The 12,703-nt window shown below is 73.7% G+C and carries 9 protein-coding genes; 7 read left to right on the forward strand and 2 right to left on the reverse strand.

Features of this window, described 5'->3' with window-relative positions; translation table 11 throughout:
- Positions 1-17 precede the first annotated feature (17 nt).
- From ASG49_RS08940 to ASG49_RS08970, 7 genes are all read left to right on the forward strand, one after another.
- The gene (locus ASG49_RS08940) at positions 18-1,010 is read left to right on the forward strand and encodes an aldo/keto reductase (protein WP_056540452.1); all 993 of its coding nucleotides are present in this window, start codon (positions 18-20) and stop codon (positions 1,008-1,010) included.
- 76 nt (positions 1,011-1,086) lie between these two features.
- Positions 1,087-1,662: a TetR/AcrR family transcriptional regulator gene (locus ASG49_RS08945; protein WP_056540455.1), complete on the forward strand. Its 576-nt coding sequence runs from the start codon at positions 1,087-1,089 to the stop codon at positions 1,660-1,662.
- The gene (locus ASG49_RS08950; protein ID WP_056540458.1) at positions 1,659-3,155 is read left to right on the forward strand and encodes an MFS transporter; all 1,497 of its coding nucleotides are present in this window, start codon (positions 1,659-1,661) and stop codon (positions 3,153-3,155) included. Before ASG49_RS08945 ends, ASG49_RS08950 begins: the two co-directional genes overlap by 4 nt.
- Positions 3,156-3,189: 34 nt before the next feature.
- Entirely contained in the window at positions 3,190-4,059 is an 870-nt protein-coding gene (locus ASG49_RS08955) for a MoxR family ATPase (RefSeq protein WP_056540463.1), read from the forward strand.
- Positions 4,056-5,486: a VWA domain-containing protein gene (locus tag ASG49_RS08960; protein ID WP_056540466.1), complete on the forward strand. Its 1,431-nt coding sequence runs from the start codon at positions 4,056-4,058 to the stop codon at positions 5,484-5,486. The genes ASG49_RS08955 and ASG49_RS08960 overlap by 4 nt, the downstream gene beginning before the upstream one ends.
- A gap of 107 nt (positions 5,487-5,593) precedes the next feature.
- Complete coding sequence (locus ASG49_RS08965) at positions 5,594-7,714, forward strand: AAA family ATPase (protein ID WP_235561992.1); 2,121 nt, start codon at positions 5,594-5,596, stop codon at positions 7,712-7,714.
- 55 nt (positions 7,715-7,769) lie between these two features.
- Positions 7,770-9,662 (forward strand): anthranilate synthase family protein, encoded by a 1,893-nt coding sequence (locus ASG49_RS08970; RefSeq protein WP_056540472.1) that lies wholly within the window; start codon positions 7,770-7,772, stop codon positions 9,660-9,662.
- A 231-nt stretch (positions 9,663-9,893) separates the two neighbouring features.
- Here the strand turns inward: ASG49_RS08970 and ASG49_RS08975 are convergent, their stop codons facing one another.
- Positions 9,894-11,258: a trypsin-like peptidase domain-containing protein gene (locus ASG49_RS08975; protein WP_056540475.1), complete on the reverse strand. Its 1,365-nt coding sequence runs from the start codon at positions 11,256-11,258 to the stop codon at positions 9,894-9,896.
- 44 nt (positions 11,259-11,302) lie between these two features.
- Complete coding sequence (locus ASG49_RS08980) at positions 11,303-12,700, reverse strand: cell wall metabolism sensor histidine kinase WalK (RefSeq protein ID WP_056540479.1); 1,398 nt, start codon at positions 12,698-12,700, stop codon at positions 11,303-11,305.
- Positions 12,701-12,703: the final 3 nt, after the last annotated feature.

Consider the following 12,703-nt stretch of genomic DNA (forward strand, 5'->3'; position numbering starts at 1 on the left):
GGACGAGGAGGACGACGATGGAGAAGCGCACGCTGGGACGCACCGGACGAGAGGTGTCGGTCGTCGGGCTCGGCACCTGGCAGCTGGGCGCCGACTGGGGCGAGGTCAGCGAGGCCGACGCCCGTGAGGTGCTCGAGGCCTCGGCCGCGGCGGGCGTGACGTTCTACGACACCGCCGACGTCTACGGCGACGGCCGCAGCGAGCGGGTCGTCGGCCGCTTCCTCGCCGACCACGCGGGCGAGGGGTTCACCGTCGCCACCAAGATGGGTCGCCGCGCCGAGCAGCTGCCGGAGAACTACTCGGCCGCGAACTTCCGGGCGTGGATCGACCGGTCGCGCAACAATCTGGGCGTCGACACCGTCGACCTCGTGCAGCTGCACTGCCCGCCGAGCGCCACCATCGAGGACGACGCGACCTACGACGCGCTCGACGCCCTCGTCGAGGACGGCTCGGTCGCGGCGTACGGCGTGAGCGTGGAGACCGTCGACCAGGCGCTCGCCGCCATCGCCCGCCCCCACGTCGCGAGCATCCAGGTCATCCTCAACGCGCTGCGGCTCAAGCCGCTGGAGCGGGTGCTGCCCGCCGCCCAGGAGGCCGGGGTCGGGATCATCGCGCGGGTGCCGCTGGCCTCGGGCCTGCTCTCGGGGAAGTACGACGCGAGCACCACCTTCGCCGCCGACGACCACCGCAGCTACAACCGCGACGGCAGCGCGTTCGACGTCGGCGAGACCTTCTCCGGCGTGCCGTACGACGTCGGCCTGGCCGCCGCCGCCGACTTCGGTGCGCTCGTCCGCGACCTGCCCGGCGAGGTCACCTCCGCCCAGGCCGCGATCGCGTGGATCTGGCAGCAGCCCGGTGTCAGCACCGTCATCCCCGGGGCCCGCAACAGCGAGCAGGCCCGCTCCAACGCGGCCGCCGGCGACGTCGCGCCCCTGGGCGAGGCGTTCCTGGCCGGGGTCCGCGACCTCTACGACGCCCGGGTGCGAGAGCTGGTCCACCACCGCTGGTGACCAGGTGACCGCGTCGAGTTGAGACACCAGCGTCTCGTGTGAGACAGTTGTGTCTCACACGAGACGGAGGTGTCGCATGTCGACGCGCGAGGAGATCCTGGGTGCCGCCCAGCGGCGGCTCAACCTCGACCCGACCAGCTCGATGGCCGACATCGCGGCCGCGGCCGGGATCGGGCGGGCCACCCTGCACCGGCACTTCTCCGGTCGCGAGGACCTGCTGGTCGAGATCGGCACCCGCTCGCTCGACCGCTGGGAGCAGCGGCTCGACGCCGCCCGGGTGGGCGACGTGTGCACCAGCGAGGACGCGGCGCGGCTGCGCGAGACCCTGGTGACCCTGCTCGGGCAGTATCTCGAGGACTCCGACGACTTCGGCTTCGCGCTCACCGACCAGTTTGTGCTGGCCGAGCCCACCCTCACCGCGCGGGGCGAGGCGCTCGCCGAGCGCGAGATCGAGCTCTTCGCCGCGGCCCAGGCCGCCGGCGTGCTGCGCGACGACGTCAGCCCCCGCTGGCTCTCCCAGGCCTGCTACGGCCTGCTCGTCGCCGCCCGCGACGCCCTGCGCGCGGGGGACGTGCCCCGGCGCGACCTCGACGCCGTCGTCTCCTCCTTCTTCCTCCACGGAGCCGCCGCTCCGGGAAAGCCCGTCCGATGACCACCACGCCCCTCACCCGTCCCACCGCCCCCGCGACGCCGGGCCACCCCCGTCGCTGGGCGGGCCTCGCCGTGCTCGCCGCCAGCCTGCTCGTCGTCGTGATGGACATGACCGTCCTCAACGTCGCCCTGCCCGCGCTCGCGGCCGAGACCGGCGCCAGCGCGTTGCAGCAGCTGTGGATCGTCGACGCCTACCCGCTCGTGCTCGCGGGCCTGCTCGTGCCGGTCACCGCGCTGGCCGACCGGGTCGGCCGCAAGCGGATGCTGCTGACCGGCTTCGCGATCTTCGCGGTCGCCTCGACCGTGGTGCTCTGGGTCGACACCGCCGGGACCGTGATCGCGCTGCGCGTCGCGCTCGGCCTGGGCGGAGCGATGATCATGCCCTCGACGCTGTCCCTGATCCGCACCCTCTTCCCCGACCCGCAGGAGCGGGCCTACGCCCTCGGCCTGTGGGCGGCGATGGCCTCCCTCGGTGCGGCCGTCGGCCCGGTCGTCGGTGGCGCCCTGCTCGAGGTCTGGAGCTGGCACGCGGCCTTCCTCGTCAACGTGCCGCTCATGCTCGTCGCGATCGCGGCCGGCCTCTGGCTGCTGCCCGAGAGCCGCTCCGAGCGGCCCGGTCGCATCGACCTCCCCGGTGTCGTGCTGACCGTCGGCGGCATGGTCGCGCTGGTCTATGGCGTCAAGGAGCTGGGCAAGGTCGGCCTCGGCCCGGTCCCGGTCGGAGGCGTCCTGCTCGGTGCCCTCCTGCTCACCGTGTTCGTACGCCGGAGCCTGGGCCAGACCGACCCGATGCTGGCCGTCTCGCTGTTCCGGCTGCCGCTCTTCCGCGCCGGCGTCGTCGCCGCGCTCGCCAGCAGCATCACCATGATGGCGCTGCTCTTCGTCGGCTCGCAGTGGCTCCAGCTGGTCCAGGGGTGGGGCCCGCTGCTCGCCGGCGTCGCCCTGCTGCCGCTGGCCGTGAGCGGCCTGGTCGCCTCGCCGCTGGCGCCCGCGATCGCGTCGCGCTTCGGCGCCCGGCGCGCCGTGGTGCTCGGGCTGCTGCTGCTCGCCGCCGGTCCGCTGGTGCTGTTCCTCACGCCGCGCCCGATGCCCTACCTGTGGGTGGCGGTGGCGCTGACCCTGGTCGGTCTCGGCACCGGGGCCCTGGCCCTGGCCTCGGCGCTGATCGTCGGGAGCGCCCCGCAGCACCAGGTCGGCTCGGCGGCCGCGGTCGAGGAGATCTGCTACGAGCTCGGCGCGGTGCTGAGCATCAGCGTGCTCGGCGGCCTGACGGCGGCGCTCTACCGCGGTGGCCTGCCCGGGTCGGCGTCCGCGGACGCCCGGGAGTCCCTGGCGCTCGCGCTCGACACCCCCGTCGCGGCGGCGGCGCAGGCGGCGTACACCGATGCCTTCGCCTGGGTCGGCCTCGCCGGCGCCCTGCTGATGCTGGTCGCCGCGTGGCTGGTGCACCGGCTGCTCCCCGCCGACCTGGACCTCGCCGAGCTCGAGCACTGAGCACCTCGGCGGGCCCGACTGGCAGCATGGCCCGGTGACCTCCCCGTGGTTCGAGTCCCCCGCCGACGCCGAGAAGCGGCTGGGGGCGGTGGGCTATCTCGCCGACACCGCCACGGCCACCACCGCCTACCTCGCCGGTGCGCTGGAGAAGCCGCTGCTGGTCGAGGGCCCCGCCGGCGTCGGCAAGACCGAGCTGGCCAAGGCGGTGGCCCGGGCGACGGGGGCCGGGCTGGTGCGGCTGCAGTGCTACGAGGGCCTCGACGAGGCCCGGGCGCTCTACGAGTGGAACTACAAGAAGCAGCTGCTGCGCATCCAGGCCGCCGGTGACCAGGCGTGGGACGAGACCCACGACGACATCTTCACCGACGAGTTCCTGCTGACCCGGCCGCTGCTCACCGCGATCCGGCGCGAGGAGCCGACGGTGCTGCTGATCGACGAGGTCGACAAGACCGACGTCGAGGTCGAGGGGCTGCTGCTGGAGATCCTCAGCGACTTCCAGGTCACGATCCCCGAGCTGGGCACCGTCGAGGCCGTACGCCGGCCGCTGGTCGTGCTCACCTCCAACGCCACCCGCGAGCTGTCGGAGGCGATCAAGCGCCGCTGCCTGTTCCTGCACATCGACTACCCCGACAGCGAGCGGGAGCGCGAGATCGTGCTCTCCCAGGTGCCGGAGGTCGAGGACGAGCTCGCCGGCCAGCTCGTCGAGGTGGTCTCCCGACTCCGTGCGCTCGACCTGCGCAAGTCGCCGTCGATCGCCGAGAGCGTCGACTGGGCCCGCACCCTGGTCGCGCTCGGCACCGGCACCCTCGACGAGGCCGCGATCGCGCAGACCCTCGGCGTCGTGCTCAAGCACCACTCCGACCACGAGCGGGCGCTCAAGGAGCTCAAGCTGCGCACGCGATGAGCCTCCTCGACCGCCACCTCGCCTTCCTCCAGGCGCTGCGCGACGCCGGGCTCCCGGTCGCGCTGTCCGAGGGGCTGGACGCCGTGCGCGCCATCGAGGCGCTCGGGCTGCACGAGCGCGAGACGCTGCGGGCGGCGTACTCCGCCACGCTCCTGACCCGCCAGTCCCACCGCCCCTCCTTCGACCAGGTCTTCGACCTCTACTGGCCGGCGGTCGTGGGGGACGGGTACTCCGAGACGAAAAGCACCACCGAGGGGGGTCCTGATGGTGCTTTTCGTCTCGGACTACCCGAGGACCCCGCCCACCCGGAGCACCCCACCCCCCTCGACGACGGGCCGCAGGCGCTGGCCGACTTCCGGGAGGCGCTGGCGACCGCGATGGCGCTGGGCGACCCCGACGCGCTGGCGGTGCTGGCGAGGGAGGGGGTGCAGCGGTTCGGCCGGATCCGGGGCCGCGGTCCGGGGGAGCAGCGCTGGTCGGCGTACAACGTCAGCAACCGGGTCTCGCCCGGCGAGCTGGTGGCGAAGGCCCTCGCCGGCATCGGCATGAGCGACCCGGACGAGGACCCGTCGCTGCGCCGGCTCGTGGAGGCGCAGGCGCGGGCGTTCGAGGACCTCGTCGAGGCAGAGGTACGCCGCCGCGCGGCCGAGGTCCGCGGCCCGCAGCACGTCGCCCGCCACACCGTGCGCCAGGCCGTGGAGCAGATCGACTTCGGCTCGGCCCGTCGCGCCGACCTCGAGCTGATGCGCCGCGAGGTCCAGCCGCTGGCCCGGCGGCTCGCGACGCGGCTCAACCGCGAGCAGCACCAGCGCCACCGCGGGCCGCTCGACTTCCGCCGCACCGTGCGGGCCTCGATGAGCAGCGGCGGCGTGCCCCTGGAGACCCACCACCGCCCACGCCGACCGGGTCGGCCCGACCTCGTCGTGCTGTGCGACGTCAGCGGCTCGGTGGCCGGGTTCGCCGGCTTCACGCTGATGCTGGTCTTCGCGCTGCGCGAGCAGTTCAACCGGGTGCGGGCCTTCACCTTCGTCGACGAGGTCCACGAGGTGACCGACCGCTTCGTCCCCGGCGCCGACCCCGCGACCGTGCTGGCCGACCTCGCGGCGAGCGCGCGGCACGCGAGCCTGTGGGGCCGCACCAGCTACGGCCGGGCCTTCACCCGCTTCGCCGAGCAGCACCCCGACGCGCTCACCCCCCGCACCAACCTGCTCGTCCTCGGCGACGCCCGCTCCAACCACGGCGACCTCGCGCTGCCCGTCTTCCGCGACCTGGTCCACGCCGCCCGGCACACCTGGTGGCTCAACCCCGAGCACGTCCGCAACTGGGACACCGGCGACTCGGCCGCGAGCGAGTACGGCCGGATCGCGGCCATGGTCGAGTGCCGCAACCTCACCCAGCTCGCGGAGTTCGTGCACGACCTGGCCTGAGGCGTCCGCACCTCGGCCCGACGACCGCGCGCAGGACCCTGCCCGAGTAGAGTTGTCGCTTCCCCGGGCAGGATCAGGTCGATGGAGGCACCGCGTTGAGCAGTGACGTGGCCGCGCGCGAAGTCGCGCACGAGCAGGCGTACGTCGACACCGTCTACGCGCAGCTCGAGAAGGCGGCGGCCTCGGCCCAGGAGCTGGCCAAGGAGGGCCTCGAGCGGGGGCGCATCGGCAACGAGGGCGGCCTCGTCGAGCGGGACGCCATGGTCTACCAGGCGGCCCGCCGGATGGCCACGCTCGACGCCGCCCACGAGGGTCTCGTCTTCGGCCGGCTCGACCTGCGCCCCGAGCGCGACGTCCCCCCGCGCTACATCGGCCGGATCGGGCTGCGCGACGACGACTACGACACCCTGCTCATCGACTGGCGGGCGCCGGCGGCCGCGGTGTTCTACCAGGCCACCCAGCACGACCCCCAGGGCGTCGTACGTCGGCGCATCCTCCGCTCGCGCGGGGTGACCGTGCTCGGCGTCGAGGACGACCTGCTCGACGCCGAGGCCGAGACCGACCTCGAGATCGTCGGCGAGGGCGCGCTGCTGGCGCAGCTGTCCCGGGCCCGCGACCGGTCGATGCACTCCATCGTCGCCACCATCCAGGCCGAGCAGGACAAGGCGATCCGGGCCCCCCAGAAGGGCGTCGTGTCGATCTCCGGCGGCCCGGGCACCGGCAAGACGGTCGTGGCGCTGCACCGCGCGGCCTACCTCCTCTACGCCGACCGGCGCCGCTACGAGCGCGGCGGCGTGCTCGTCGTGGGCCCGTCCGGGGTGTTCATGCGCTACATCGAGCGGGTGCTGCCCTCGCTCGGAGAGACCGCCGTGGCGCTGCGCTCGCTCGGCGAGGTCGTCGACGGCGTCAAGGCCTCGCGGCGCGACGACCCGGCCGTCGCCGAGGTCAAGGGGTCCGCGTCGATGGCCGAGGTGCTCCGTCGTACGGCGCGCCAGGCGGTGCCGGACGGACCCGGCGAGTACCGCGTGTTCTACCGCGACGACAACCTCGTCCTCGGCCGTCGCGAGCTCGGCGCGATCCGCCGCCAGCTGCTCTCGATGGGGCTGCGCAACCGCTCCACGACCAAGGTCGCCTCCACGCTGATCGACGCGCTCTGGCGGCAGGTGCGCTCCGAGCGCGGCCGCGAGCGGACCAAGGAGGACTTCTCCGAGGAGATCCGCACCCGCGACGACTTCCTCGAGTTCGCCGCCGCCTGGTGGCCGGTGCTCGACGCCCCGACCGTGCTCGGCTGGCTGCGCGACCCCGACCTGCTCGCCCGCGTCAGCGAGGGCGTGCTCGACGACGAGGCCGTCCGCGTGCTGGCCAAGTCGTGGGGCGAGACGCTCAGCGTCGAGGACGTCGCGCTGCTCGACGAGCTGCGCTACATGCTCGGCGACCCGCCGCTGGTCAACACCGGCTCGGTCGACGACGAGTGGCTCAGCGCCGAGGACTCCTCGCTCGTCGAGGTGACCACCGCCTCCGACCGGGAGTACGCCGGCCCCCGCGGCTGGACCCCGCCCACCCACCGCGTCGAGGACGACGGCTTCGCCCACGTGCTCGTCGACGAGGCGCAGGACCTCACCCCGATGCAGTGGCGGATGCTCGGTCGCCGCGGCCGCACCGCCACCTGGACCATCGTCGGCGACGCCGCCCAGTCGTCGTGGCCGGTGCCCGCCGAGGCCCGCCGCGCCCGCGCCGAGGCGCTCGGCGACAAGCAGGTCCACGAGTTCCACCTCTCGACCAACTACCGCAACTCCTCGGAGATCTACGACTTCGCCGCGGCGTACGCCGAGCGGGTCGGCCTCGACGCCGACCTGCCCGACGCCGTCCGCTCGACCGGCGTCGCGCCCGCCGAGCTGGTGGTCGACGACCTCGAGGCCGCCGTCCACCAGCACCTCACCGAGCTGGCCGGCTCGCTCGAGGGCACCGTCGGCATCGTCGTGCCCGTCGCCCGCCTCGGCGAGGTGACCCGCTGGGTGTCCTCGTGGGAGGAGTTCGCCGCCGAGACCGGCACCCCGGAGTCGCGGATCGTGGTGCTCCCGGGGCTGGACACCAAGGGCCTGGAGTTCGACGGCATCGTCGTCGTGCAGCCCCAGGAGATCGAGGACGAGGCCCCCACCGGCCGCGCCACCCTCTACGTCGTCTACACCCGCGCCACCCAGCGCATGGTCACCCTCACCACCCCCTGACCCGGCCCTGGACTCAGCACGGGTGCCCGGTCGGCGTACGGGTAGCGTTCGGGCCATGCCTGCCCCGCTCGACGCCCGGTCCGCTCTCGAGGAGCTGATGGGGCACGAGGCGTGGGCCGTCGTGCGGCTGCGCGACTCGCCGACGGTCACCCTCGTCGGCGGTCCGGTGAGCCACCTCGAGACGTTGCGCGACATCCCGCTCGAGGAGGGGGTCCCCGAGGCCGGGCGCCGCTTCGACCGCCTGGTGGCGGTGCCGTTCCGGCAGGTCGCCGAGCGCGGGTTCGTGGCGCACGACGACGGGGCTCCGCTGGCCGTGGTCGACATCGCGACCGAGCGCGAGGTCCCGCTGGAGGAGCTGCTGGCGGAGCTGCCCGAGGTCGACCTGGCGTACGACGACACCGGCGGCTTCGAGACCAGCGACGCCGACTACGCCGCGGTCGTCGAGCAGATCATCCGCGACGAGATCGGCCGGGGCGAGGGGGCCAACCTCGTGGTCGGCCGCCACTACCGCGCCAAGCTGAAGGACTGGGACTCCCGCCAGGCGCTCGGCGTGCTGGCGCGGCTGCTCACCCGCGAGCGCGGCGCCTACTGGACCTACTGCTTCTGGACCGGCGAGCGGTTCCTGATCGGCGCCTCGCCCGAGCGGCACGTCAGCGTGCACGGCGGCGACGTGCGGATGAACCCCATCTCGGGCACCTTCCGGCTGCGCGGCCACGAGCGGGCGGAGCTGAAGCCGCGGCTGCTGGACTTCCTCGCCGACGAGAAGGAGGTGTTCGAGCTCTTCATGGTCGTCGACGAGGAGCTGAAGATGATGTGCGACATCTGCCACGAGGGTGGCCAGGTGCTCGGACCGTTCCTCAAGCCCATGACGCACCTCGTGCACACCGAGTACCTCCTGGCCGGCCGCACGCGCTCCGACGTGCGCGACGTGCTGCGCGACACGATGTTCGCCGCCACCGTCACCGGTGCCCCCGTGGAGAACGCCTGCCGGCTGATCCACCGCTACGAGTCCGAGGGGCGCGGCTACTACGCCGGCGCGCTCGCGCTGCTCGGCCGCGACGAGCAGGGCGCCCCCACCGCCGACAGCCCGATCGTGATCCGCACCGCCGACGTCAGCGCCGACGGGCACCTCAAGGTCACCGCCGGGGCGACGCTGGTGCGCGACTCCGAGCCCGACTACGAGGTCGCCGAGACCCACGCCAAGGCCGGCGGCATCCTGTCGGCCTTCGGGCTTGCCCCCGGCGCGACCGCGGCGCCCACCGACGTCGCCGACCTGATCGCCGACGAGGACGTCCTGATCGCGCTCGGCTCGCGCAACCAGCGGCTCGCGAAGTTCTGGCTCACCGACCAGTCCGGCGCCGACGCCGCCCCCTCGCTGCAGGGGCGGAAGATCGTCATCCTCCACGGCGAGGACGACTTCGTGAACATGCTCGCCCACGTGTTCTCCGTGATCGGGATGGACTCGACCGTCGTGCGCCACGAGGAGTACGCCGCCGGCGCGTTCGACGGTGCCGACCTCGTGGTCGTCGGTCCCGGACCGGGCGACCCGCGCCAGCACGACCACCCCAAGATCGCGGCGTACCGGACCGCGGTCGGCGACCTGCTGGAGGCCGAGCAGCCCTTCCTCGCGGTCTGCCTCGGCCACCAGGTGCTGTGCGACGTGCTCGGGCTCGACCTGGCCTTCAAGGACATCGTCTTCCAGGGCACGCAGTCGCGCGTCGAGCTCGACGGCCGCACCGAGCCGGTCGGGTTCTACAACACCTTCGTGGCCCGGGCGGGCGACACGCTGCCGACCGGCGTACGCGTGCAGGCCGACGCCGCGACCGGCGACGTGCACCAGGTCGAGGGCCCGCACTTCCGCGGCGTCCAGTTCCACGCCGAGTCGATCCTCACCGAGAACGGCTTCGCCCTGCTCCGCCGGCTGCTGCTCGACCTGCTCGACGGCTGAGGGGCGGGTCCCTGGGCCCGGTCCGACGTTCGTAGACGCGCGGACACAAGTCCTGGTCGGTGTCCGGTTGCTCCCGCTCTGCCCGCGTGTCGCGACCGGCTGCCCGAACTTGTGTCCGCGCGTCTACGTGATCGCGCCGACGTGCGCCGACGGCCCCGCCAGGGGGGAGGAACGCCCGAGCTCTCGGGTTCTCGGGCGCTCCACCGCCGTGGCGGGGCCGTGCGGGGTGGGTCAGGAGGCCGGGGTGCCGGCGTCCGAGCCCAGGTCGGCCTGGGTGGTGGCCGTCCTGCCGTCGCGGACGTAGGTGATGGTGACGTCGTCGCCGGGGCGGTGGCCGCGGATGGTGGCCACGAGCGACTCGGACCCGTCGATGACCTCGTCGTCGACCTTGGTGATGACGTCGCCGTTGCGGAGGCCGGCGGAGTCGGCCGCGCCGCCGTTCTCGACCTCGCTGACCAGGGCGCCCTGGCTGGGCTGACCGGTCTGGCCGCCCTGGCCGTCCTGACCGGTGTCGCCGACCGAGACGCCCAGCCGGGCGTGGGTCGGGGTCTCGCCGTCGATGATCTGGTTGACGATCGGGAGCACCTCGTCCATCGGGATCGCGAAGCCGAGCCCGATCGAGCCGCCCTGCCCGCCGCTGAGGCTGCTGCTGCTCGAGGTGCGGATCGAGGAGTTGATGCCGACCACGCGACCGGAGAGGTCGACCAGCGGCCCGCCGGAGTTGCCGGGGTTGATGGCCGCGTCGGTCTGGATCGCGGGGTACGTCGTGGACTGGCTCTGCTGGGAGGTCTCGTCGGTGCCGACCGAGACCGGTCGGTTGAGCGCGGAGACGATGCCCGAGGTGACCGTGGCGTTGAGGCCGAACGGCGAGCCGATCGCGACCACGGACTGGCCGACCCTGAGGTCGCCGGACTTGCCGATCGCCGCGGGGGTGAGGTCGGTGGCGCCCCGGGCCTTGATCACCGCGATGTCGACCAGGGGGTCGGTGCCCACGACGGTGGCCTGGAGCGTGGTGCCGTCGTTGAGGCTCACGGAGATGTCGCCACCCTCGCCGGCACCGGCGACCACGTGGTTGTTGGTGAGGATCTCGCCGTCCTTGCTCAGCACGATGCCCGAGCCCGAGCCCGCTCCCTGGGAGCTGCTCACGTTGACCTTGACGACCGAGGGGAGCACGGCCGAGGACACCTTCTCGACGGTGCCATCCTCGACGACGGCGGTCTTGGTCGCCTCGACCCCGCCGCTGCTGGTCGACCCGGCCACGCCGTCGTCGGTGACCGCGTCGTACAGCGCCGCCCCGCCGACACCGGCGCCGCCGCCGACGAGGAGGGCGCCCACGAGGAGGGCCGCGGCGTACTTGCGGCCACGTGCCCGCGGGGGCACGGTCGCCAGCGCCGGGGAGGTGTAGGGGTCCTGCGGGGGCGGCGGGTAGGAGCCCTGCCAGATCGGGGGCTCGGAGTAGCCGCGCTGGCCCTGGGGGGCGCCGGTGGGCTGGTAGGGCGGCAGCGGGCGGGTGTGCTCGTCGTCGGCCCGGGGAGTGCGGGGACCCTCGGGCCCGGAGGGCTGGTAGGGGTCCTGGGGCGGGTTCTGCTCGGTCATGGCTCCAGTCTGGGAGGCCACCCTGAGAGGGCGCTTGGAACCCCCTACGACCGCGCCAAGACCTCGGGCGGGGCCATGGTGCCGGGCACGCTGAACCAGAACGCCGCGCCCCCGTCGGGCGCGGTGCCGGCCGTCACCTGCCCGCCGTGGCGGTCCGCGACCGCCTTGACGATGGACAGGCCGAGGCCCGAGCCGGGCATGGTGCGCGACTCCGCGGAGCGGTAGAAGCGCTCGAAGACGTGGGGCAGGTCGCCCGGGGAGATGCCGCGACCCTGGTCGGCGACCATCACGGTGCCCTCGTGCAGCTCGACGGTCACGGTGGCGCCCGGGGGGCTCCACTTGGCGGCGTTGTCGAGCAGGTTGGTCACGGCGCGCTCCAGGGCGGCCGCGTCGCCGGTGACCCACCAGGGCTCGGTGCGGACGTCGAAGGAGACGGTGGTGGTGCGGCGGCGCACGCGCGTGACCGCCTGGCCGACCACGGCCGCCAGCTCCACCGGCTCCACCGCGGGGGTGGCGGGGTCCTCACGGGCGAGCTCGGTGAGGTCGCCGATGAGGGTGGTCATCTCCGCGATCTGGGCGCGTACGTCGGCCAACAGCTCGGCCCGCGACTCCGCCGACAGGTGGGTGCTGGCGTCGGCCTGGGCCAGCAGGTCGAGGTTGGTGCGCAGCGAGGTCAGCGGCGTGCGCAGCTCGTGGCCGGCGTCGGCGACGAGCTGGCGCTGCCGCGTCTGGGAGGCCGACAGCGCGGTCAGCATCGAGTTGAACGCCACCGCGAGCCGGGCCACCTCGTCGTTGCCCTCGATGGTGATCGGGTTCAGCCGCTCGGTGCGGGCGATCTGCTCGACGGCGGTGGTGAGGCGGCGTACGGGACGCAGGCCGTTGCGCGCGACCGCCCACCCCGCGAGGCCCGCGGTGACCATGCCGGCGATGCCGAACAGCAGCATCACCAGGCCCAGCCGGTCGAGCATCCGGTCGGTGGGCTGCAGGGACTGCGCCAGGATCAGCGACTCCCCGGGCTGCGCGGGCACCGCGACGACGCGGTAGCGCTCGGACTCGATGAGCACCGTGCGCGCCGACCACGGCCGCTTGCCCAGCGCCACGTCGGCCTCGGGGCTGTAGATGCGGGTGCTGGCCTGCACCGCGCCGTTGGTGGTGCGCATCTTGTTGGTCTGGGCGTCGAGGAACAGGATCTTCACGTCGGCCGCACCGAGCGCCCAGGCGGGCACGCGCTGGCGCTGGAGCTCCTCGAGGGTGTCGGTGTGGGCGGCCTGCGCGGCTCGCGACCGCAGCGACTCGTCGAGGCTGGACAGGCTCTGCATCCGCACCGTGGCGTACGCCGCGAACGCCACCCCGGTGACGGCCAGGCCCACCGCGATCGTGGTCAGCAGGGTGACGCGGCCGGCCAGCGAGCGGCGGTAGCGCAGCGGCACCAGGAAGCTCATCGG

The organism is Marmoricola sp. Leaf446, assembly GCF_001424755.1.
Lineage (GTDB): Bacteria > Actinomycetota > Actinomycetes > Propionibacteriales > Nocardioidaceae > Marmoricola.